This window comes from Sphingobium sp. KCTC 72723, from assembly GCF_014280435.1.
Taxonomy (GTDB): Bacteria; Pseudomonadota; Alphaproteobacteria; order Sphingomonadales; family Sphingomonadaceae; genus Sphingobium.
In genome coordinates this window covers 324,323-346,521 of sequence record NZ_CP060388.1, presented here as the reverse complement: position 1 = coordinate 346,521, position 22,199 = coordinate 324,323, and the positions used below count along the sequence as shown (strand labels likewise).

Here is a 22,199-nt window from a genome sequence, read left to right as displayed (position 1 = left end):
TCGATGAAAGACTATTACGAAATTCTGGGCGTTTCACCTTTGTCCGATGAGGTCGTGATACGAGCAGCGTTCAAAGCGTTGATGCTCAAATATCACCCGGATACCAATAAAAGCTCAAATGCGACCGCCCGTGCCGCAGAAATCAACGAGGCATTTCACGTCATTGGCAACGCCGAAAGGCGAGCGGAATATGACGCTCGTAGGACAGCTCGTAATTCGTCACAGCGTGGTAGCGCGAAAGCTGAACCAAAGAAGCCTGATGCTCGAACCGAGCAGCCAAAACCCACGCCAAAGCCTCCCAAGCCTGCACAGCAGGCAAAAGCTACCCAGCGTCCACAATCAACCCGGATTGATAAGAGTGTGGGGATCCTGTGCGTCGCGATCGTGCTGGCCTGCATTTACGCTGTCGCCGTTTCGACCGACAAATCAAACGATGGAAATTCGGAACATGCCGCTTCGCAGACGTCATCCGAAGCCTCGAATGAAGCTAATCTCACGACTGCAAGCGAACCGTTTGACGGGTCAGAGAATATCACACAATCTGCGCCCAGCAACGATAGCGCCAGTCAAGACAATGTTGATGAAAGAAATATACTTAAAGCTGCAAAAGAATTTGACCGCATTTTAAAATCAAGCGGCATGGTTGGTGCAGAAGCATACAGTCGAAAATGTCATGCGGCTGCACTTCAGTCGGGAAAATGGCGAGATTTCGACTTTTGTTCAGCATTTAACTATGCTGCCGCATATGTGGATAGAAGCGTCACAAACGGCTCTGGGATGCCTATAAACCAATACTTCTCAGTGATTACTGATCCGAAAAATAGAGAGAGCCTCTATGCGTTAGACGCTGGCATGGGCTATCTAGCGCAAGATCGTAGCTCTACTATTCAGCAGTTGGCAATTCAGTCTATTGAAGAGATCGTTCTTTCGAGCAATGCTGCCAATTGAGGCAGTAACTCCATGGGATAGCTAAATATCGCTGAATTACAGCGAGGCGCTCCATGGAAATCAATAAACCACATTCTGACATTGCTTGCGAACATGAGCGCTGGGACATCAACGCTGATGTAGTTGGCGGACACTACCCGGTCAAAGCAAGGGGGACGAAGTATCTCCCGAAGGCTTATATCGAGCAAACCGATCCAGAATATAAGTCCTTCAAGGATCATGTTTCCTTCTACCCAGCAGCCAACCGAACATTGACCGGCCTGCTAGGCCTGATGTTTCGTCGCAACCCGGTGTTGGAGAACACTGGTGTCATCGAAAGTAGCCTAAAGGGCATAATCACCCGCGACGGCAAAAGCGTCAACGATCTCGCTAAAGAGGTTTGTCGTGGTTATCTAACGGCTGCTTATCACGGCCTGCTTGTCGATCATCCGTCAGGCACGGCATCCAGTGCCGGCGAAGCGCTTGCTGAGGGCATTCGTCCCTATGTGCTGCAATATCCCGCGCATTCCATCTTGGAAGTGCGACAGGGCGTCGTAGGGGTCCGCAGGGCTGTAATCTACGTTCGACTGCTGGACGACGAAGAGACAGTGCGCGAATTGCAGCTCGTCGGCGGCGTCTATTCCGTCACGATCCATCGCAAAGTCGGCAGCACATGGGTTCCTGAGCCTGCTATCGTGCCTCGCCGCAGCGGCCAGCCGCTACGCGAAATCCCGTTCGTGCTTCTTAGCGAAGATGACAACATAAAGCCGCAACCCTCGATCATGGATCATGTGGTTCAGCTAAACCTTGACCATTACCGTATGCAAGGACTGCTAACTTCCTGTCATATGTTCATTTCCACGCCAATGCTTTTCGCCAAAGGCTTACAGAAGGGCGAAATCGACAAGGTAACAATCAGCCCCGGTGCAATCCTAGCCGTGGAGGATTGGGAAGCCGACATGAAGTGGATTGCGCCATCAGGCGATGGCATCCCTTCGCTCGAAAGGCAGCTTGACCGCACCGAAGACAAGCTGGCAGTTGTTGCGTCTCGTATTCTGGCCCGCGTTAAGCCCGCGCCGGAAGCTGCTGAGACAGAGGCATTGCGTCAGGGTGCGGAAAACTCCGTCCTGGCCTCCATTGCCAACCATGTTTCGGCCAAGATAACTCAGGCTTTGAAGCTGGTCGCGCTTTGGACCGATGGAAGCGCAGTTAGCTATCAGCTAAACACGGATTATCTGCCTACCAAGATGGACGCGAGCGAGATTTCCGCGCTCTTTACCGTTTATCAGGGTGGTGGCATGTCATTCGAGAGCTTTTTCTACACGCTGCGCGATCGTGGCGTTCACAATGAGACGCTGACGCTTGATGAAGAGCAAAGCCGCCTGAAAGCTGACGGTCCTCGACCGATTGCTACAGTTGGCGCAGAATCCGTAGCACCTTCTGCGACAACTCCTGAAAACGAAGCGCGTCCGCTGGGCTAACGTCTTGGGCATGTGCGGCAGCGTTTCGGACCTGCCGCATTTCGTCCAACCATTTCCCAACCTCTGGCTTGATAATGTTGGCGGAAGTGAGGAACCGGATCATTGCCGTGCTGCCGTTTCTTGAAGGCATAGTTCCCATGGTCGAGAACTTATGCGTCACCTCGCGTAGAGCATCCTCTACGTGTATCCAAGAATCCAGAATTGCCGCGCTTGGTGAAATCTCCATCAACTGATCGAACCGAGTGCCAATTGGTTCTGGCTCCGGTGCCATCCCCTCGATTGTTGCAGGGTCAATAAAGTTCTCGCTGGTCTTCTCGGCTTGGTCGATCTTCCGACTGACTTTTACGCTCGTATCGCCATATCGGGCTTCTTCAATCGAGTTGATGAGTTCAGTCAGCGGCTTTCTGAAAATCAGGATGACGGCGAGCAGAATACCGGGCCAAGCAATGGACCCGATGACCGACGAGGCGAATTGCAGCCAGTCCAAGCCCTGATCGGGCGCACCATTGAAGCTGAAGTTCACGTTCATTCCACCCCCGTTATGGAAAGCACCATAGCAGGCAAGCAGAGCTTTGCCAGCCTTCCACTAAATAGGTGGCACTGGTCCCGCCGGTGCAAGTCGCAGTCCCGCTGCACCCCTTAATTGGCTCCCGGCCAGAGGTTTACATGACTACCAAGACTATTGAAGAGCTACAGGCTGACCTTGCAAAGGCGCTTGACTCTATTTCTCGCTTAGAGACAAAAAACTCCGAACTCATCGACCGCGAAAAGACCGAAAAGTCGCGCGCTGACGCTGCCGAAAAGAAGGTCGGCGATGCAGCAAAGAACGCGGCTGCTGGTGACGAACTTGCTACCCTAAAGCTGGAACATTCGGCGCTCATCGCAGAACGCGATAGCCTCAGGGCCGAACGCGACCAGATCAAGACCGATCTGCATTCCACTCGCGTTGACCACGCTATTTCCGCTGCCATTGCATCCGGTAATGTTGACGGCAAGCATGTCGATGCCGTTGAAGCAATCCTATATCGCAAGCTGGACAAGGACGCTGACACTATCGGCGGTAAGTCTGTTGCGGACTTCGCAAAGAGCTACTTTGCAAAGGATGGCGCGCATTATGTCCGCGCTGCTGACAATTCAGGTGCAGATGCAGTTGGCAACAATGGTGCTAAGGCAGTCGATTATTCCAACAAGCCGTTTGCGCTTGGCGAATATCAGACGATGCTACAGACCAATCCTGAACAAGCTAAGGCTTGGGCAACCGCAACTGGCAACGGCTTCATCAACGGCTAAAAGGTAACTGAGTGTAGCATTGTCTACACTCAGTCTTACCATGTCTGCGCTACCAGATAACTCTCCTAACTAAATAACGGGACATTCAAAAAAGGGTGTCCCGGCAACTGATTGATGTTGCTTGGATCAACAACATCAAAGTTGGAGGGCAAGCCAAACATGGCATCCACAGCACTATCGAACGTGGTCGTTCCAGAAGTATTCGACCGCTACACTCGTCAGCAGACTACGCTAAAGTCGGCACTTCTCAACTCGGCAGTTCTCGTCGGCGCATCGAATTTCGACGCTCTCGCTGCAAGCGAAAGCACCGTTGTTACTCTGCCTCACTTCAATCCGTTTGCATGGGTTGAGTCGGACCTGATGAACGACGACAGCGCAGTTAAGGGTGGCACAGCCGCTGTAACCGCCGCTGCTCAGGTCGCTCAGAAGGATTACCGCGCTAAGGCATGGTCCGCAATGGAACTAACTTCCGCCGTTATCGGTGAAGACGTTCCTGCATACATCGCGAACATCGCTGCTACCTACTGGACGCAGGACATTCAGCAGAACGTGCTGGCGAAGCTGAAGGGCATCGAAGTCGCGAACGTTGCCAACAACGGCGGCGACATGGTTGTGAACGTCGCAACCGACGCAACCGGCACCGCTACTGCTGCTCAGTCGGTTACCATCAACACTATCCTTGATGCTTGCCAGACAATGGGCGACAGCGCAGACAAGCTGGGCGTTATCGTAATGCACTCGCAGGTTTTCACTAACCTGATGAAGCTGGAACCACATGCGTTCCAGGCTCCTTCGGAAACCCAGCCGTTCACCACTTACTACCGCAAGCGCGTCGTTATCGACGACACTGGCCTAGTGGTTCAGGGAACCAACCGTAAGACCTTCACGACCTACATTCTAGGTCAGGGCGCATTCGCATACGGCGAAGCTGCTTTCGGTCGCGGCACCACCGTCGTTTACGACGACCACAGCGGTAACAACGCTGGTGAAGAAAAGCTGATTACCCGTAAGCAGCTTCTGATCCACCCACAGGGCTTCACCTGTGCCGCTGCAATCACTTCTCCTGCGAAGTCGCCTTCGCTGGCTCAGTATTCGGCTGCTGGCGCGTTTACCCGCGTTTTCGAGCGCAAGAACGTCCCAATCGCAATCCTGAAGACCAACGCCTAAGAGCCGGTCCACAGAACAAGGAGCCTCGCTGGAAACAGCGGGGCTTTCTTGTGGGCTGAATAAATAGCTGTATGGAAATTACAGTATCAGAGGCAGACGCCTATCACACACTCAGGGGCAATGAGGATTGGCAGTATTTCGGCACTGATGCTGAAAAGCTGGCTGCGCTGTATCGTGCCTCTGACTTCATCCGCGCAACATATCGTCTGATTATCACTGACGATACCGCTGACTTAGTTCGTGAGGCGACTATCAGGCTTGCACCTGAGATCGACAGTCTCGCAGAAAAGAACAGCGCTTCTGGCATCAAGACATACAAGGAAAGCCTCGACGGCGTTTTGTCGGAAGAGACTACCTATTTCGATAATGTTGCGGCTGCTGACCCCTTCCCTCTTATCACGGCATTGCTTGCACCAGTCACTAAGACGCCATCCACCGGCAAGGGCATCAGCGTCATTAAGGTGGTGCGCTAATGGACCTAAAAGCGAAGAAGGCTAGCGTTGCCCGCTTACTCGACAAGGTTACAACTCAGGGACTCGTTACCAAAAAGACTGACGTTTCTGGTGGCACCGATCAGACGGCACCAGTCCGTGTCAGGATCATCACCCGCACGGCTGAACTTGAAGAGCCAGCGAAGTGCGAAGCCGTCATGACGGCAACCTCGTTCCCTGTCGAAGGGGCCGAATTGCTGCTCAAGGGCGTCACATACGACATTGTTAGCAGTGTGCAGAAAGGCGTTGGCGACGAACATCTCATGCAAAGGGTGGTGCTGCATGAGCGTTAAGGGCTTTGACGAGGCAATCAATCACCTCGACGCAGTGCTGATGAAGATGGAAAATGCCCCGCAGGACGCCGCTAAGGCGTGGCTGGAGCAGGACTTTAAGCCATACGCAAAGCAGATCGCGCCGGTTCTCAGCGGGGAACTCAGGGACAGCATTGACGGTCGCGTTACGCCATCCGGTGTCGAGGTTTTCGCAACGGCTCCCCATGCCCGATATGTGCAAGAGGGAACCAGCACCATGCCTGCGAACCCATTTATGGACGTCGCATGGGGCGCAACGATCCACAAACTATATGAGCGCGTAAACAAGGCGCTCAGGAAGGCCATGCGATGAGCATTCAACTCCTAGTCGACCATATCCGCGCCCTCGTAGCTGCTGATGCAAGCCTTGCGACCCTGAATGTCGGCGATGTCAATTATGGCATCCCAAGCAAGCTACCAGCCATCTACATCGACGGCATGACATTCACAGATGACAAGCAGGACAGTCACAGGTTCAACATTTGTTATGTCACTACCGACCTGAGCATTGTCCAGTTCGACTACGCGCAAAACATTCTCAACGCGATTAAGCAGAGTGCTGCAATCGTTACCCTCGGACTTCTGCCACGACCAGAACCGGAGAAATCCCGCAATCGCTGGATCATCCCTTGCACCTATATCCCAGCAGCGCTGATTGACTAATTAGCCGCTAAATACCTCTGTTGTATACAACCAATAACGGAGGTAAGCCAAACATGGCTACTGTAAAGCAAATCCTAAACAAGAACGTTCGTGCCTACATCGGCAAGACGGCGGCAGCTTCTGCAACCGCAGACTTTGAAAAGGTCGTGAACGAAAACGAACTAAGCATGGCTTGGTCGTCCGACACTCAGGAAATCGACACCAAAGAAGGTGGCAAGATCACCACGGAAGGCACTGAAAGCTACGAGTTCAGCTTCACCGTCAATCACGCTTTCACTGATGCTTCTACACCACTGTTGCAGAGGGCAAAGAATAAGGCTTGGCCTTATCAGGTCCGCAACGGTGATAAGCTGCTCTATTCGGGTCAGTTCATCATCAACAGCGTTGAAGCAGGCGCTGCGGCAACGAGCGTGTTTGAAGTGTCCTACACTCTCAAGAACGCCGGTCCTGTGACCGAGTATGACCTTGAGACTGGTGAAGCGATCACTGAAACCGTCACCCCGTAACGATAAATATGTGAGCGGGTGAAAGCTCGCTCACATAGCCTATAAAGGAAAACATAAAATGGCACAGAACAAATCCCGTCTCGGCACTGGCGTATTCCTCTGGGAAGGAAACAGCATCAAGCTACAGTCAAGCCTTGAGAACTTACAGAACCTGACCAAGGCGACTGGCGAAGATGCACTGGAATACATGACAACGGTCGATCATCCGCTTCGACTGACTGAACTGTTTTTTCACCTACAGCATGGCACCGACTATGATCGCGATGCCATTTTCTCCTTCTTCTTCGGCAACTTCGGCGACTTTGAGAAAGCCGAGTTCAATGAAGCGCTCCTGACCTGCTTTAGCCAGATGACCGGCAAAGACCTTGCGGCAGCAATCGAGCCTCCCAAGGAAGACACCCAAAAAAAGTAAGTAAGCTCAAGTTCTCTCACGAGATAGCTTTTACGAACTTATTCAATCACCAAGTGCCGCCATCAGAGATTTGGGCAATGACATGGCCTGAATACCTGTTGGCGGTAATTGCTTGGCAAAGCCAGCACGACGAAGACGACGATCAGCAGCCGACTGAACCTGTTTCGGCGGAAGAAGCAATTCGTCAAATCCGTGCCGCACGCGGTCGATGAGCCTCCCAATAAATACTCGCGAACAATGGAGGCGCCTATCGCATGAGCGAAACACTATCTTATTCGGCTAAATTCGACGGCGCACAAGCATTTACAGGTCTGCGCCAGCTTCGCGACCTTCTCAAGACTACGAGGACAGCGGCAAACGACGCTAGTTCCTCAATTCAGAGCAGCTTTGGACGCATGGGCAGCACTCGCGTTGAGATGCCCGGACTCGATCAGCTTGTTCGCCAGATGCGTCAGGCCAGTGCGGAGACTGAACGCGCAACCCGCGAAATGCGCGCAGCCGTCGAAAGCATCCCTGCCCCAATATCTCGATCTTCAGTTGCACTTGGCAGCTTCGCGGGAACGCTCGGCGCTCTGGGCTTTCAGAGCGCAATCAATGGCCTGAAAGACCTTGGCCGTAGCTTCACGGATTTCAGCGACAAAGCTGGATCAATCGAAGCCAAGCTGAATCTCGCTACCGCCAAATTCGGCAGTTACGCGCAGGCTCAGAAGGACGTTGTAGCCATTGCGAACACCAGTCGTTCGGACTTGGGTTCGGTTTCTGACCTCTATGCCACGATGGCGCGCAACGCGACGACGCTCGGCCTAAGCCAGCAGCAAGTTGCAGCCGCTACCCAGACCGTAGGCATGGCCCTCAAGATCGGTGGTGCCGGTGCCGCTCAGGCATCGAGCGCCATTCTACAGCTTTCGCAGGCAATGGCCGCCGGTAAGCTGGCCGGTGACGAATTCTCGTCCATCAATGAGAACGCGCCTCGCTTGATGGAATTGTTTGCCGACGCGATCGGCAAGCCCCGCGGCGAACTGAAAAAGCTGGCAAGCGATGGCAAAATCACCGCTGCCGTTATCGCAAAAGCACTGACAGACCCTAAGCTGGTCGCCGGGATCGAAAAGGAATTTGGTAAAATCCCGGTCAGCTTCGCGGACATCAGGACCGCTGCTGGCAATACGTTCACCCTACTGGCAGGCCAGTTCGCAAAGGGCTTTGGCATTGCTGACAGCCTCGCGGTTGTGGTCGCGAAGGTACAAACATTTGGATCGTCGCTACAGCCGACATTCGCGCAGATCGGCGCTTCCATGCGCGAGGTCTTTAATGGGCTACTGCCGATCCTGACGACCATTCAGCAAGTCGGTGGCGCTGCCCTATCGTTCCTACTGAACAATATGACCGGGCTTGTTAGCGTGGCGAAAGCTGCCGCAGCCTCGTTCCTCGCATTCAAAGCCGCTGCTGCCGTTACATGGATCATGACGACCGTGAGGGGCATCGTAGCGCTTGAAACCGCGCTTGGTGCATCCGGTGTCGCATCGAGCCTGTTCAGCGCAGGCATGAAGGCATGTCAGCGCGCCGTTATGGGCCTGACCACTGCTATTGCTGCAAATCCCATTGGCTTCATCGCTGTTGCGCTCACGGCGACCATTGCCCTGCTTTATGAGTTCCGTGACGCAATCGGCATCGGTGGCGGCTCCATTGCCAGCATCGGCGATGTAGGCCGCGCAGCTTTCGAGATGATTTCTGAAACTGCGTCGGAAGCCTTCGCGGTAGTCAGGGACTTCGCATCCGGCGTCGGTAGCTGGTTCACCGAAACATTCAGCGGCCTGGGCGATATGGCGCGCGATGTGTTCGGCAGTGTCGGTGATTGGTTCGCTGACACCTTCGGCGGCATGATGGACATGGCCGGAAAGTTCTTCGACGGCATCGACTTCTCGCTGCTGGGCATGGCTCGTCTGGTCGCTCGCACGCTCGACGCGATGCTGGGCCACTGGCGCGGCACCTACAACGTGATGATCGCGCTGTTCACCGGCTTGCCAAAGGCGTTGTCCACGATCTTCGTCAACGCATTCAACGGCGCAACAGCCATTGTCGAAGGCTTCATCAACAAGACCATTCAGGGCGTTAATCGCGTTCTCTCGTTCGCGAACAGCCTTGGTGCTGCTTTCGGCCAGCTTGAGAATGTATCGCTTGGCAGACTTGCTGGTGGTGGTGCTGTTGCTCTGGGCGGACAAATGGGCAGCGCCTATGCATCTGCATTCACTAAGCCGATTGAAACCGGCCTGAACAAGCTGGTCACTCGCGCCGACAAGATCGCGAAAGACCGTAAGGCAAAGGCCAAGGCCGAAGAGAAGGCAGAGGAAAAGGCAAACGCCAAAACGCCTCCTGCTCAGAAGCCTGCTGGTGACGGCAAGAAGGACGACAAAAAGAAGAAGGCTGCTGACGATGCCGCAAAGGCCGAGAAGAAGTATGCCGATGCAGTCACCGACTTAAACAACCGTATCAAGGATTTGACGCTAACTCAGGAGCAAAAGGCTCTTGCTGATGAGTTGGAACGTGCTGGCCTTGGTCGTGACATTAAACAAGTCAATGCAAAAGCTGATGCAATCAGGAATCTGTTCAAAACCCTGCGCGATGGTGAGCAGCTAAAAAAGGTCGATGATATAATCAAGGACTTTAATGATAAAGTCCGCGAACTCACTTACTCGCAAGAGCAGCTTGCATTGGTTGAGGCCCGTCGTCGTGCTGGCTTGAATGTTGACCTCACATATTCTGATGCTCTGACCAAGAAGCTAGATGCTGAAACCGCTGCTTGGTATCGCAAGGCAAAGGCCAAGGAGGCCGCGCAAGCCGTCAAGGAAATTGAACGCGACCAGACCCAGCGCAAGGAAGACATTGAGGTCGATAACAGGGCGCGCACCAATTCCGACAAGGCAGAAGACGAACGCCGCGTTCTGCAAATCCAGCGCGAACGTGATGCCAATATCGAGCGCATCCGACTGCTTGAAGGCGTCACAGAGGCCAAGCGCGCAGAGCTGATCCTCAACGAGCAGAATCTAGCCAAGCAGCTAGAACAGGGCGTTGCAATGGATCGTCAGGCACAGGCAGCTTCTTCGCTGGCTAACTTTTTGACTGCAATGTGGGACGGCCCGAAGCAGGCGTTCAAGACATTCATCAGCGGCGTTCTGCGTGGACTGCTGGAAGCAATCGCAAAGGCCGTCATTCTCGGTGAGAAGCTGGGTGGCAAAGGCGGAATTGGCGGATTGTTGACCAGCGTTATTTCTGGTGCGCTAGGCGGCTCCAGTGGCGTTGCTGGCGCTCGCGCATCGGGTGGTTCAGTCGCTGCTGGCAAAACATATCTGGTCGGCGAGCGTGGACCTGAACTGATGAAGTTCGGCGCTGCCGGAACCATCATCAACAACAAGACTGCTCGCAGGGCCATCGGTGCCGGTGGCGGTTCCAGCATTTCAATCGGTGACACGCACATCGTCATTCAGGGCGGCGCAGGGGCTGACACACAGTCTCAGATTGCCGCGCAGATGGCTGCCTACAAGCGCAGCTTAATGGCTGACATCGACGCACGACTAGCAAAAAAGAGGTAAAAATGCCCGCGCTACCGTATCAAAATCGACTACTCGTTCCCATTGATTGGAGCATCACTCCGATTAAGCAGACTATGCAATCAGGCTCGTACAACATGAGCGGCACCATCGGTTGGCGACCATGGACCGAGACAGCGACTCTAACCTTTTCGATGTTGAAGCCAGAAGCCAAAGCGTTCTTAGACGAATTGAAAGCAGGACACTTCAACCGAGTGTATGACTATACCTGCAACATTCGTGGCGCATTAAAGATCAGGCCAACGTCCTCGTTCGGTATGGGCGAGACATATGGTTCGCTTCGTGTCACGGTCACTCTGGCTGTTGAGGTGGTCTAATGGCTAACCTCAACAAATCCACGTTTGATCGTCTCATTGAGTTTTATTCGCTCGACCTGACCGCTTTTGGTGATGCTGTTTATCGCTTCGTTAATACGTCCAGCTATCAGACTGAAACGCCGGAAACTGGCACGATCATTTTCAACGGTGTGCATTGGACGCCGTATGCGTTCGTAACCTCAGGCTGGCAGCGTGGTGGCGAGAACTTGGTTCAGCCGACTATCGGAATGCCCGACTTTGGATCGGCCTTGGCCGTAACGCTCGCGCAGTACGACGATGCACCCGGCGCCCCTGTAACGCGCTATCTAGCCCTAGCGGAAGACGTTATTGCCGATAACCCGCAAGCTGCATTCCAGACGGAACGCTACCTCCTTGATAGCGTCGCGAGCGACGGCCAGGTCTTAACCCTGACCCTCGCTACCCATGCTGACTTTAAGCGAGCCAAATTCCCCGGCTTTAAGATGACCCGTGAACACTACCCCGGTTTAGGAAGCAATCTACTAAGGTAAGAAGTGTTAGTGATAAGAACACTAAGACAAGTAAGACTAGCATTAAGTGAACCGAAAGTAACCACACGCAGAAGCACTTGCGTCCGGTCGCGATTCGTGTCACTGCCGTTTCGTCTGCCACCTATTCGGCAGTCGATGATGGAGAAATATGACTTTACTTACGATTCTAACCCTAACCCCTGCAATTCTGTTATCCCTTGGTCCCTGCTTCACTGGTGCGTCAAAACTCGTGTGGGCATGTCGTCGGAAGAATTAATTGCAGATGAATTGATGTGACGCTGTTTGCTGGACCTAGTCCGTTCAGCAAACAGTTCACAAAGTGGACTCTGATAAGTATCGGATGGAAGTCCTATCCGATAGTCTCTGGCAGACAATCAAACCTGCATTCATTCGCGCATGGCCGAAAGAGGCTATCGTTGCGATCTGGTCCGATGGCACTTGGGCTGAACTCGAAAACGTCGATCCTATTCCCACGCATGGCTTTGGCATTTCCCATAAGGATAATGCTCGCCTGCTATCGAAGCGACCAGCTCTATTCCTGCATAGCCATCCCAACGGATCGGCCGAACCAAGCGACCGGGACACAGAGCAGCAGATTGCCACCGGATGGACATGGGGCATCGTTGCTGTTCATGCCAATCTGGCAGGCGTTACCGATGTCAGTTACCCAGAAATATGGGGTCCAGAGAAGCCCGTAGAACCCCTGCTAGGGCGCACATACCTCTGGGGTGTGCGTGACTGCTGGACGCTCTGTGCGGACTATTACAGGGCATCTGCGCGCATCTTAGATAGCATCCCGCGTGTCAGGGAACCCGGCTCGCACCATGCTCATGCGCGTGGGCAAGATCCGTTTCGATATTGGCCGCCACGCTTGGGTTTCAAGCCGGTTGATAGGAACGATCGTCAGCCCGGCGACCTAGCAATAATGTTCTGGGACAGCCCAATCGCGAACCACTGCGCGATCTATTTGGGCGAAGGCAAATACCTTCATCAGCTTTCCCGACGCCATTCTGAGGAATGGACACCACTGCTTGAAGAACGAACAATCGAAAAATACGCAATGCAATTCTGGAGGCTGAAATGACCATAAGAGTCATGCTTCACGGTGCTTACAAAGACAAAGCACCAACGGGCTATAAGCGTGGGATTAATATCTACGCATCAAATGCAAGGGAAGCTGTAGCGGCACTAGAACAGCTACTTCCTATCCGACGCATGATCGAAACCACTCCCGCTGAGTTTCGCATCGGCAAATCGTGGAAGAACTCGACAAGTCTGACCGGGCAGCAAGTTCAGGAAAGCTGGACGCTGCCCGCTGGCACGACCCTGCATATCGGTCCCCATGCTGGTGGTCATGAAATCACAACGGCAATGCTCATCACCGCGCTTATCAGCACGGCGGTTGGTATTGCGGTCAATATGCTGCTCAACCTGCTCATGCCAGCAGCGCAGACCAAGAACGATAAGCGCAAGTCGGCTCTGTATGAGAATGGCCTAAACACCCAGACAGAAGGCTCCGTGCTTTCCTACATCGCTGGTGATCGCGTCCTGTGTGGATCGAACATTCTTGAGGCAGACGTAGATTATTCCAGTCCGATGAACTCCCCGCAATCTGCATGGGAGGCCAAGTTCGGCGGCACTGGCGTATTCCGTGCAACCGATGCTCTCAAAACGGCAATGGCTGCTGACGGCAAAAAGGGTGGCGGCAAGACCATCAGCAATACGACCTACAGCGATGCCACTTTGCGAATGACTGCTGCGCTCGGTGCCGGTGAAATCGGCGGCATCGTGGGTGATACGATTGAGGACAAAGAGAAGAACATTCTAGTCAACGAAGTCCCGTTGCGTGATCGCGGGACAGGCCAGCTTAATTACAATGGCATCAGTTGGGCCGAGCGCTACGGTGTCGAAGGCCAGTCGGCTGTTCCGATCACCCCCGGCGTTTCGTCCAACTTCGACAGCAATATCGAATTGCGCCAGACGCAGGCCGGTGGCGGCGGTCAGTTCTATATCACCAACACGGTTACCGGGCCGAACGTCGATGGCGTCGAACCCAATCGCGTAAAAGCGCGCATCCGAATGAACGCCCTGCTGCGCACCAGCAAAAAGGGCAACCAGTCCACGACAACAGTTCAAGGCGGCTTCGATGTAAAGCGTCAGAGCGCCACAAGCTGGACGCCTGCTGGTCAGTGGTATGTCAACGAAAAGTCCAGCGATCCTTTTGTCCGTGAATACTCGATTGCTGCTCCACCAAAGACCGTTGGCAATGACCGCGATCCTTGGATGTTCCGTGTTTACAGGACCACTCCTGACAGCACCGACGACAAGCTGAACAATGATACCGTATTCAATGGTTGGAGTGAGACGATTGATCTTGAACTAGCCTACGATGGTAGCGGCGGCGAAGTGCCGACCGCGCTGTTCTCGACCATGATCGACCTCGCGCAGTTCGATCTAGGTTCCAGCCCTGAGATTGCTGTCATCGTGCGCGGGCAGAAAGTCCGCGTTCCGGACAATTACGACCCGGTTGCGAAGACCTATGCGGGCTTCTGGAATGGTGCATGGAAATATGCCGTCACCAGCAATCCGGTATGGCACTGGCTGGAAATGGCAACAAACCCACGCATGGGTTGCGGCTTTCCCGAAACATTCTTCAATAAGTTCGCGCTGCTCAATACGGCAAAATACTGCGACGAGCAGGTCAACGGGCGCACTCGCTTTACCCTGAATAAGCAGTTCACTGACGAGCAGGATGGCTGGCAGGGCTTGATTGATCTTGCCCAGACATTCCGTGCCTTTCCATATCACAGCGGCAGTGAAATCATCCTCATGCAGGATCGTCCGCAGGACGCTGTTGACCACTACGTCAACAACTCCGCGACCGCAGACGGCAAATTCAAATATGGCAGCGCACCCATTCAGGATCGCTTGAATGAGGTGATTGTCGAGTTTGACGACCCGGCAGATTATTACCGCAAAGCGCTCGTCGTTTACCGCGACCAGCCCAGCATTGATCGCAACCGCGCCCTTGGCATCGCCAACAACGGCGTCGTGTCGCGCACGGTTTACAAGACCGGATGCACGAACAGGCAAGAGGCATACGACTTTGCGCGCATCCTCGTTTTTGCGGCCCAGAAGGAATACACAACCGTTGAATTCGACACCCTGCTTGCCGGTGCCGGATATGCGCCAGGCCAACTTATTGAGGTCGATGACTGGACGCGCTCTGGCAAGACGCCGACTGGCCGTGTCGCTGAGATCATCAGCCCTACCCAGCTTCGCCTAGACAACCCGATCCCGGTCAAAGCAGCTACGGCTTATCGCGCTCACATGGTCGTCGGCAACGGGCTTGATACGCGCTCTGTGACGATGGTGAGCAGCAACCGCACCACCGATATCATCAATGTTGATACGACCGACCTTGAAGCTGACACCCCTATCGGCATCGTGGAGTTTTCCTCTGCCGCTGTTCAGCCCCGCGTGTTCAGGATCAAGGACATTGTTGAAGCCGGTCAGGGCCGATACACCGTTAAGGGAACGCTCCATCATGAGGGCAAGTTCGCCTTCTTCGATGATAATGTCCCGGTCGACTATTCGCCGTGGACGACGCTCAATCCCATCACCCCAACGCCTACCAATCTGAAGGCTGTTCCTCGTTCCTATACGGACGAGCAGCTAGGCCCACAGAATGTCTTCGAGGTATCTTGGGATGCTATCGATACGACAACGCCTGAGGGTTATCGCATCTTGCTACAGGGTTACTCCCTTGAAGTAAGGCGTCCCGGTAGCAGCACATGGGAAGAGGTTTATCGTGGTCCGAACAACTTCGCGACCATGCGAAACGCTGAACCCGGCGAGCATGTCTTTAGCTGCCGCTCAATAAATACTCTGGGCAAAGCAAGCCCCGCAATGATCCTGCGTGTCACGTTTGAATATGGCGCATCGGACGAGGTTGTGTATCCACCAGAGTTCCTGAGGTTCGACTAATGGCAATTGAGTTTACAGGTCGTGACCTTGTTACATGGTTCCGTGAGCATCCAAGCAATGGTCAGGAATGGCAGTATCGTTTGCGCTACGAATGCGTGAACAGTGAAGTCGTCCATTATCTCAATCACACAGTTTTCCAGAGTGTCGATGCTGACGGTATGCGCGTCTACAAGGATGCCCTGACCTTTGAAGAGAATGTTGCTGCTGGTCTAACGCGCTCCCCGAAGGTCTATCTTGCTACTCAGATAGCAGGTGGCAAATGGTCTGCCGAACGCGAGATTGCGGCTCTTAATCCGGCTCCACCGGTTCCGGCTGTTATCCCCATGCACGGCTATGACATGGCAGTTTTGTCATTCCAGAAACCAGCGGATACCGACTTCGCGGGTTTCGTCGTGTGGGCAGATACGCAGACTCCTGTTCGTAAAAGCGCCATCACATCAAAATACCTTGGACCAGATACAACGGTCACATTGCCGCTGGCACCCGACACAGAATATTTCATCACCTATGCGGCCTATGACGCTTTCGGCACGGACTTGCTCAACGAAGCTACTATTCGCATTCATACCCTGAGTGTCGAAAGCAAGCTGCTACCGATCCTGAATGAGAAGCTGGAAGGCGTTGCGGCACTCAACGTTCAGCGCAGCACGGCCTTTGGTAAGCTAGCAAATGCCTATGGCAAGCAGAACGAACGTCGCATTCAGAAGGCCGTCGAAAAGCTCTACACTGACATCGACAACGGCACTCTCATTTCCGGCAAGATGCTGGAACTGGAAAGCAAGTTCGATGACTTCGATGCTGTTTTTGGGCTGTATCAGGAAACACAGGCCGGGGTCGATTTCGCGCAGTCCCAGCAGCTTCTACAGATGGGTGCGAAATTCGAGAACTTTGACGGTGACGTTCTCAGGCTCATTGAGGGCGTCCTAGTCGAAGAGCGCAAAGTCTATGTCGATGCTGATAAGGCTCTGACCTTGCGCCTCGATCAGCAAGCAAGCCGCATCGGTGACAATGAGAGCCAGTTCAACGACAAGATAGAAACACTTGTCGATGCCGACACGGCTCTAGCAAAGCGCATCACTGACCAGTCCGCAGTCTGGAACAGCGACATTTCGGGCGCGATCACTGCCGCGCAGCAGACTATCAACGAGACCATTGCCAACGAGCGCGAAGCCCTTTCGCGAAGGATCGACACTCTCTCCGCGCAGATCGGTGACGGCGAAGATGATAACGGCTGGGAAAGCGCGCTTGAAGAAGTGAAGCTGGCATATGCCGCTGCTGACAAAACCAATGCTGACAACATTATCACTCTGAGCAGCAGGCTCAACGATCAGGGCGGCGTCACGCTGGAACAGAAGCTGTCCACATACGGCAGCGCCATTGATGGTTTCGGCGGACAATATACGCTCAGGATCGACAATCAGGGTCGTGTCGGTGGTTACGGCCTCTACACGGATGCCAGTCAGAATTTCGAGTTTGCGGTTAACGCAGATCGCTTCGCTATCGGGCATCCCGGCGGCACGGAAATGATCTTTGAAGCTGTTGCGGGTCAAATTCGCATGAAGCAGGCAATCATTGCGAGGGCCACAATCGACGGCGCGCAGATCAATGACCTGTCCGTCAATACGCTCAAGATCGCAGGGAACGCGATCACAGCAAATCAGGTGATGACCGCAGAGGACGCACTGTGTCCAGCAGGCGGGACTATCGACTTCCTCGTTACCCCGTTCATGACCATTGGTGACGGCGTTACACCGGGCAACGGCACGATCACTGTCACGCTGACCCGCGATGCTACTGTGGGCTATGACGCTAGCTGTATCATTCGACTGCTCGTAGATACTGGCAGCGGCTATTCTGAGCCGGAAACGAAGACAATCGGTATCACCACCGACAACGGTAACACATACAGCCGCACTAGCGAAATCATCGAAGCGCAGGTTACTGGTACACAGGTCCGTGTCATTGCGCGCATGACCTCTGGCACCTTCTTACCGCGCTCTGTTTCCCGCATCCAGTATGCGCGAGACATTATGATGACGCTGAAAGGAGCAAAGAAATAATGGCATACGCATACTTCAAAGCGGATGGCCGTGTCCTGTCCGTATCGAGGAACGAGCTCGACTATCAGGATGATAGCATTATCGTTGCTGAACTGCCCGAACACCTAAACGCGAACCTGATCTATCTCGATCTTGATACCATGCAGGTCAAAGTGCGACAGCCGCTTGAACCTGTCATCGGCTACAACTCAGTAGGCAATCTCCCGGTTGGAACCGCAATTACATTCGGTGAGAACATTGTTCATACCGATGATGGTTCGGTCGAGTTTGAGGCAGACACACCGGAAACATTGGTGCTGTTCCTGTTCCACCCTCATTACATCGAGCAGTTTATAGAAGTCCAAACAGGACCGGAGGCAGCATGAAGGTAAACATTAAGAAGGGATACCAGATGGCGAGGAAAATCTCATACCCAAGCGTCGAAGAACAACTAGACATTCTGTTCCATCAGGGTTTCGACGCATGGAAAGCGGTTGTTCAAGCCGTAAAGGATGCGAACCCCAAGGATCAGCCCAGCGAATAAGGCCACCAACGAGGGTTGAATAAATACTCCTGTATTAGAACAGGAGACTTCCCCGCATGGCATGGTTCAAAACTGGCACCATCAATCTCACGAACAATTCCGATATCGTTATCGGCAACAGCACCAACTTCGACAGTTCCATCCAGCGCGGCGATATCCTTGTTGTTGATGGCAGAAACTACGAAATTGACGGTGTTGTAAACTCCATTCAGTTGAAGCTAGCCAGCCCCTTTAGCGGTGGCACTGGCAACGGCGTAAACTACGGCATCATTCACACGCAGGCGACCGTTGCTGGCCTCGACAAAGACGTAAACACGATGATCGAACTCGCAGCAGAGATCATCGAGAACGGCGTTGAAGGTGGCGACGACGCTTATGAGATTGCCGTGAAGAATGGCTTCGTCGGCACGGAAGCGCAGTGGCTTGCCAGCTTACATGGTACTGACGGCACTGACGGGATCGACGGCACCTTGAACGTTCCTGCTTTGCTGAATTTCTCCGAACATGCTGGTCAATCAGCGGGCGGCTCAGGGATCAGCGTTCTCGTTCCTATCTCTACCAACGCGCCGCCGCTAACCCTCACTCAGTCTGCGATGGTAATTATCCCGAAAGACACTCCGCGTGCTGGCATCGGCATGTGGGCGCAGCCGCTGTTGAACGGCACCGCTGTTTATTTCGGTCTGACCGATGCTCCCCTACCGCCTCCACCTGGCAGCGACGAAGAACTTGATCTATCAGGTTCCGGCACGATTTACGGTGATCCCGGTTCGATTTTCTCGCTAGGCATCTATCTCGCGGGCAGCACCGGCAATTTCAATCTCACCGCACCATCGGGCTTCCCGCTGCGCATTGAGCGCCGCAACGAAATCAGCGTGCCTGTGGCTAGCCAGTGGACTATCACAAATCAGGGATCGCCTTGGTATCCTTCGGGCAGCGCAGCAAGCGGCACTAACGGGCTGGCGAAGCGCATCTATTCCGGCACTGGCGGCACAACGGTCGATAACAGCGAAATGGTCAATGGCCGTCTCAAGCTGATGAAGCACATCTACCTTTCGACCGAGCCTCTGGCACTCGACTTTAAGATCAGCACAAACGAAGTCATCACTCAGACGCCTTCTGACATCAAGCTAACGTGGCGCGGTCTAGTGAATTTGAATGATACCTATCCCTATCTCGCGGGTATGTATGAATACATGACTGGCCAGTTCGCGCTCAAGCAGCACTGGAACGGCAACTCAGTTGTTTGCCTTGTCGGTCGCGGCGCTGGTAGTTCGCTACAAATCGAAAGCGATCAAGACCCGGCTTTTGCGCGTGGAACCCTGAAAACTATCGAAGCGCAGTATATCGATAATGTTGGCGGAACCGGCGGCGTCGTGCGCTTTTTCGTTGATGGCGTCCAAATCGGAGCAGATAAGCCGTGTGAAGTGAAACCTCGTATCACTCCAGCAATGAACTTGGAATGTAATGTTGTTGGAAACAACACTTCAAATAGTGAAGATGGTCTGGAAGTAGCATACGTTGGTGTATCATTCGGTAAGCCTGAAATTCAGAAGTCCTATGATCCCGTCAGCAGCGGTACGATCAGCGCAGCCGACCTTGAAAATCTGGTTGTAGATGCTCGCAGCTTCTCGTCCGCACAAGCACCAGTAACTGTCAGCTACGCGGCTGCTGGTCAGAACCCTTATAACATGGAAGTCGTTGTTAGCGACATGATCGTCCCGGCTGGTCGCGCTTTCAAAGCGGTCCTTGAGGATTGGTCGTCTGGCTCTGGTGTGCCTCATCCAAACGAACTCATCATGACCAAGCCGACTGCCCAGAACTGCCGATTTGAAGACTCCGTTCTTTATGGCGCGCAGGCATCTTGGACGGAAGTCGAGCCAAAGGGACCAGTGCCAAACATTGGCGGCATCAACTATTATTGTAATGGCATCCGCATGGGAACCTACGTCCAGCTACAGTTTGGCTACGATTGGGACACCACGCAAATGCCAGCAAACCCATTCGGCAATCCAGAAGGTAAAAACTCCTACATGGTGCCGCACAAGTGGCTGATCTACGACAACGCTGGCACATTGCTGGGCCGCGTCGAGCAGCCAGACGGTCAGCCGCTCAACACGGCAGCAACGCCAACGATGTGGAGTGGCGCGCTGGACGGACGCGGTTGCCCGATCATCACCACTGCGAACAGATACTATCCGAAAGGCACGGTTCGTTCAGGCATTATCTGGCGCTCACACGCTGAGCCACCAGCCTACACCCAGCAAGAAATCTGGAACCGCGTTCCGACCTATGATGTGGCTGTGCCGTTTGCTTCGCAGACCGGCTTTTCCGTCAACGGCGGTGACATGCGTATCGGTATGGGCGAGCAGCTTAATGGCTTCGGTAACTATCGCAGCATGTCGTGGGAACCAACGACCTACAACGAAATCATCACGCAAGGTCAGAACACGCTTAACCCCTACAAGCAGGGCTACAATCAGAATGACATTGTGCCGAACGCAGGCGTTTGGTTGAAATACACGCCATTCAATCAGATGGCCCGATCCCCAATCACTGGTCCTGGCGGTGTTCGTGATGACCGTCAGATTATGCCTGAAATGGTCGCGCAGTATGCTCGCGATGTGACCAAGAAGCGCCCACACGACAACAGGGATATGAAGCAAATCGCGCTCGACTACCTGACCGGATATGTCAGCGATCCATTTCACTGTTTCGAGAATGGCAAGCTAACGCCGCTCTTCAAGGGCAACATGCGCCGCAACATTACCATGCGTAACCACTATTACGGGGGTGGTGAACAGAGCACCCCGCCTGAGCGCGCCTACTACGCGCAGGGCGGTCGATCTTATGTCTGGGCTACGACGCAGAACCCGCTTCGTGTCAGCGTCCCCTTTGCTGGTTCCAGTTCCGACAAGCCGTATTTCGGCACAAACATGATTGATGACGCTCACGCCCATCAGTTCCCGCATTGGGGTTCGCTGCTTTGGCAGACGCCTGAATTCGCAATGCTAGGCGTTAAGTTCTGGGATCAGGCCCGTCTCTACACCCCGTGGGTTTTGAACAGCGGGTTTAATCAGGCACATGAGTTCAGCCAGCGAAGCGCAGCATGGAAGTTCTTCCATGCCGCATTGGCTTGGAAAACTGCGTCAAGCAATTCGAGCAGACTCTACAGCCGCGCAGACGTGATGGACTATATCGGGTTCGATTTTGAGGCGTTCTATGATCGCTTCTACGCAAGCGATCCCGGCTTCCTTAACCCGCCAGCATCGATGAACACTGCTGATCCAGAAGAAGTCTACAATGTCCGCGCTTATGTGGCTGCGCAGTATTTCGGCGCAGTAGCGTCCGATGGTTGGGGCGTTTACCAGCACGATTTCCAAATTGGATACTGGGTGTCGGCCCTTCACGCGGCTGAGAAGCTAGGCTTTAACGATGCGCTGCGCGCCCATTCGCCTAAGGTCAAAGCGGTCATCGACTGGCTTATCACCTCGCACCAAAAGCGCATCACGAATAAGATCAACAGCCAGATGCGCGTCAATGTTTTCGACAACCTCGATTACAACACGCCTATCTGGAGCAATGCGCAGATTGTGGGGGCCAGCTATAATGCGGCCAACTTGCCGCAGACCTATGACGCTATCTCTGACCTACAGGGCGCAAACAAGGCTCCTAGCTGGGATACGTTCACTACGACCAGCGGACAGGTTTACAATCGCGACGGGCAGGCTTTCGATCAGCTACTAGCTGGCGCATCACTGCTCGTCGATATGGGCCGCACTGATACAGGCTTGTTAGCAGCGAGAGACAAATCGCTACAGCTTCGTCAGCAGAAAATCGACAGCGAAACAGCGAAGGGCTTTCAGGAAGCAGGTAAGACTTGGTTCCTGTTCCATCAGACGACGAACAACCCGCCGTTTAAGCCCTAACCGAACTCCCGAACTGGTGCCTCA

At 53.8% G+C, this 22,199-nt stretch carries 20 protein-coding genes; 19 read left to right on the top strand and 1 reads right to left on the bottom strand.

What is annotated here, in order from left to right:
• Positions 1-3 precede the first annotated feature (3 nt).
• Together SPBM01_RS01825 and SPBM01_RS01820 are read left to right on the top strand one after the other, a co-directional pair.
• Complete coding sequence (locus SPBM01_RS01825; RefSeq protein WP_188063748.1) at positions 4-948, top strand: J domain-containing protein; 945 nt, start codon at positions 4-6, stop codon at positions 946-948.
• A gap of 53 nt (positions 949-1,001) precedes the next feature.
• On the top strand, positions 1,002-2,408 hold the full coding sequence (locus tag SPBM01_RS01820) for a DUF4055 domain-containing protein (protein ID WP_188063747.1): 1,407 nt from the start codon (positions 1,002-1,004) through the stop codon (positions 2,406-2,408).
• Here SPBM01_RS01820 and SPBM01_RS01815 read toward each other — a convergent pair.
• Positions 2,338-2,937, bottom strand: coding sequence for a DUF4145 domain-containing protein (locus SPBM01_RS01815; protein WP_188063746.1), 600 nt, complete (start codon positions 2,935-2,937; stop codon positions 2,338-2,340). The two genes, SPBM01_RS01820 and SPBM01_RS01815, sit on opposite strands and share 71 nt — an antisense overlap.
• 137 nt (positions 2,938-3,074) lie before the next feature.
• On the opposite strand from SPBM01_RS01815, the gene SPBM01_RS01810 reads away from it, so the two are divergent.
• From SPBM01_RS01810 to SPBM01_RS01735, 17 genes are all read left to right on the top strand, one after another.
• Positions 3,075-3,698 carry a hypothetical protein gene (locus tag SPBM01_RS01810; RefSeq protein WP_188063745.1) on the top strand — a complete coding sequence of 208 codons (624 nt, stop codon included), beginning with the start codon at positions 3,075-3,077 and terminating at the stop codon, positions 3,696-3,698.
• A gap of 159 nt (positions 3,699-3,857) precedes the next feature.
• Entirely contained in the window at positions 3,858-4,865 is a 1,008-nt protein-coding gene (locus SPBM01_RS01805; protein WP_188063744.1) for a hypothetical protein, read from the top strand.
• 71 nt (positions 4,866-4,936) lie between these two features.
• Positions 4,937-5,338 carry a hypothetical protein gene (locus SPBM01_RS01800; RefSeq protein ID WP_188063743.1) on the top strand — a complete coding sequence of 134 codons (402 nt, stop codon included), beginning with the start codon at positions 4,937-4,939 and terminating at the stop codon, positions 5,336-5,338.
• The gene (locus tag SPBM01_RS01795; protein WP_188063742.1) at positions 5,338-5,649 is read left to right on the top strand and encodes a hypothetical protein; all 312 of its coding nucleotides are present in this window, start codon (positions 5,338-5,340) and stop codon (positions 5,647-5,649) included. The genes SPBM01_RS01800 and SPBM01_RS01795 overlap by 1 nt, the downstream gene beginning before the upstream one ends.
• Complete coding sequence (locus SPBM01_RS01790) at positions 5,639-5,980, top strand: HK97-gp10 family putative phage morphogenesis protein (protein WP_188063741.1); 342 nt, start codon at positions 5,639-5,641, stop codon at positions 5,978-5,980. The genes SPBM01_RS01795 and SPBM01_RS01790 overlap by 11 nt, the downstream gene beginning before the upstream one ends.
• Positions 5,977-6,330: a hypothetical protein gene (locus SPBM01_RS01785; RefSeq protein ID WP_188063740.1), complete on the top strand. Its 354-nt coding sequence runs from the start codon at positions 5,977-5,979 to the stop codon at positions 6,328-6,330. Before SPBM01_RS01790 ends, SPBM01_RS01785 begins: the two co-directional genes overlap by 4 nt.
• A gap of 53 nt (positions 6,331-6,383) precedes the next feature.
• Complete coding sequence (locus SPBM01_RS01780) at positions 6,384-6,836, top strand: phage tail tube protein (protein WP_188063739.1); 453 nt, start codon at positions 6,384-6,386, stop codon at positions 6,834-6,836.
• A gap of 58 nt (positions 6,837-6,894) precedes the next feature.
• Positions 6,895-7,248 (top strand): hypothetical protein, encoded by a 354-nt coding sequence (locus SPBM01_RS01775; RefSeq protein ID WP_188063738.1) that lies wholly within the window; start codon positions 6,895-6,897, stop codon positions 7,246-7,248.
• A gap of 77 nt (positions 7,249-7,325) precedes the next feature.
• Positions 7,326-7,460, top strand: a complete 135-nt coding sequence (locus tag SPBM01_RS21820) for a hypothetical protein (RefSeq protein ID WP_262504300.1) — start codon at positions 7,326-7,328, stop codon at positions 7,458-7,460.
• A gap of 42 nt (positions 7,461-7,502) precedes the next feature.
• Positions 7,503-10,835, top strand: a complete 3,333-nt coding sequence (locus SPBM01_RS01770; protein WP_262504299.1) for a tape measure protein — start codon at positions 7,503-7,505, stop codon at positions 10,833-10,835.
• A gap of 95 nt (positions 10,836-10,930) precedes the next feature.
• Positions 10,931-11,170 (top strand): hypothetical protein, encoded by a 240-nt coding sequence (locus SPBM01_RS01765; RefSeq protein ID WP_188063737.1) that lies wholly within the window; start codon positions 10,931-10,933, stop codon positions 11,168-11,170.
• Complete coding sequence (locus SPBM01_RS01760; RefSeq protein ID WP_188063736.1) at positions 11,170-11,679, top strand: hypothetical protein; 510 nt, start codon at positions 11,170-11,172, stop codon at positions 11,677-11,679. Before SPBM01_RS01765 ends, SPBM01_RS01760 begins: the two co-directional genes overlap by 1 nt.
• Positions 11,680-12,019: 340 nt before the next feature.
• The gene (locus tag SPBM01_RS01755; RefSeq protein ID WP_188063735.1) at positions 12,020-12,763 is read left to right on the top strand and encodes an NlpC/P60 family protein; all 744 of its coding nucleotides are present in this window, start codon (positions 12,020-12,022) and stop codon (positions 12,761-12,763) included.
• Positions 12,760-15,666: a phage tail protein gene (locus SPBM01_RS01750; protein WP_223177757.1), complete on the top strand. Its 2,907-nt coding sequence runs from the start codon at positions 12,760-12,762 to the stop codon at positions 15,664-15,666. The genes SPBM01_RS01755 and SPBM01_RS01750 overlap by 4 nt, the downstream gene beginning before the upstream one ends.
• Positions 15,666-17,726 carry a hypothetical protein gene (locus tag SPBM01_RS01745; RefSeq protein WP_188063733.1) on the top strand — a complete coding sequence of 687 codons (2,061 nt, stop codon included), beginning with the start codon at positions 15,666-15,668 and terminating at the stop codon, positions 17,724-17,726. The genes SPBM01_RS01750 and SPBM01_RS01745 overlap by 1 nt, the downstream gene beginning before the upstream one ends.
• The gene (locus tag SPBM01_RS01740) at positions 17,726-18,091 is read left to right on the top strand and encodes a hypothetical protein (protein WP_188063732.1); all 366 of its coding nucleotides are present in this window, start codon (positions 17,726-17,728) and stop codon (positions 18,089-18,091) included. The genes SPBM01_RS01745 and SPBM01_RS01740 overlap by 1 nt, the downstream gene beginning before the upstream one ends.
• A gap of 214 nt (positions 18,092-18,305) precedes the next feature.
• On the top strand, positions 18,306-22,175 hold the full coding sequence (locus SPBM01_RS01735; RefSeq protein WP_188063731.1) for a hypothetical protein: 3,870 nt from the start codon (positions 18,306-18,308) through the stop codon (positions 22,173-22,175).
• The last annotated feature ends 24 nt before the right edge of the window (positions 22,176-22,199 follow it).

Bases quoted from the DNA above. Each gene is read 5' to 3' on its own strand.
- SPBM01_RS01825 (WP_188063748.1), top strand. From the start codon at position 4: ATGAAAGACTATTACGAAATTCTGGGCGTTTCACCTTTGTCCGATGAG.
- SPBM01_RS01820 (WP_188063747.1), top strand. From the start codon at position 1,002: ATGGAAATCAATAAACCACATTCTGACATTGCTTGCGAACATGAGCGC.
- SPBM01_RS01815 (WP_188063746.1), bottom strand. From the start codon at position 2,937: ATGAACGTGAACTTCAGCTTCAATGGTGCGCCCGATCAGGGCTTGGAC.
- SPBM01_RS01810 (WP_188063745.1), top strand. From the start codon at position 3,075: ATGACTACCAAGACTATTGAAGAGCTACAGGCTGACCTTGCAAAGGCG.
- SPBM01_RS01805 (WP_188063744.1), top strand. From the start codon at position 3,858: ATGGCATCCACAGCACTATCGAACGTGGTCGTTCCAGAAGTATTCGAC.
- SPBM01_RS01800 (WP_188063743.1), top strand. From the start codon at position 4,937: ATGGAAATTACAGTATCAGAGGCAGACGCCTATCACACACTCAGGGGC.
- SPBM01_RS01795 (WP_188063742.1), top strand. From the start codon at position 5,338: ATGGACCTAAAAGCGAAGAAGGCTAGCGTTGCCCGCTTACTCGACAAG.
- SPBM01_RS01790 (WP_188063741.1), top strand. From the start codon at position 5,639: ATGAGCGTTAAGGGCTTTGACGAGGCAATCAATCACCTCGACGCAGTG.
- SPBM01_RS01785 (WP_188063740.1), top strand. From the start codon at position 5,977: ATGAGCATTCAACTCCTAGTCGACCATATCCGCGCCCTCGTAGCTGCT.
- SPBM01_RS01780 (WP_188063739.1), top strand. From the start codon at position 6,384: ATGGCTACTGTAAAGCAAATCCTAAACAAGAACGTTCGTGCCTACATC.
- SPBM01_RS01775 (WP_188063738.1), top strand. From the start codon at position 6,895: ATGGCACAGAACAAATCCCGTCTCGGCACTGGCGTATTCCTCTGGGAA.
- SPBM01_RS21820 (WP_262504300.1), top strand. From the start codon at position 7,326: ATGACATGGCCTGAATACCTGTTGGCGGTAATTGCTTGGCAAAGCCAG.
- SPBM01_RS01770 (WP_262504299.1), top strand. From the start codon at position 7,503: ATGAGCGAAACACTATCTTATTCGGCTAAATTCGACGGCGCACAAGCA.
- SPBM01_RS01765 (WP_188063737.1), top strand. From the start codon at position 10,931: ATGAGCGGCACCATCGGTTGGCGACCATGGACCGAGACAGCGACTCTA.
- SPBM01_RS01760 (WP_188063736.1), top strand. From the start codon at position 11,170: ATGGCTAACCTCAACAAATCCACGTTTGATCGTCTCATTGAGTTTTAT.
- SPBM01_RS01755 (WP_188063735.1), top strand. From the start codon at position 12,020: ATGGAAGTCCTATCCGATAGTCTCTGGCAGACAATCAAACCTGCATTC.
- SPBM01_RS01750 (WP_223177757.1), top strand. From the start codon at position 12,760: ATGACCATAAGAGTCATGCTTCACGGTGCTTACAAAGACAAAGCACCA.
- SPBM01_RS01745 (WP_188063733.1), top strand. From the start codon at position 15,666: ATGGCAATTGAGTTTACAGGTCGTGACCTTGTTACATGGTTCCGTGAG.
- SPBM01_RS01740 (WP_188063732.1), top strand. From the start codon at position 17,726: ATGGCATACGCATACTTCAAAGCGGATGGCCGTGTCCTGTCCGTATCG.
- SPBM01_RS01735 (WP_188063731.1), top strand. From the start codon at position 18,306: ATGGCATGGTTCAAAACTGGCACCATCAATCTCACGAACAATTCCGAT.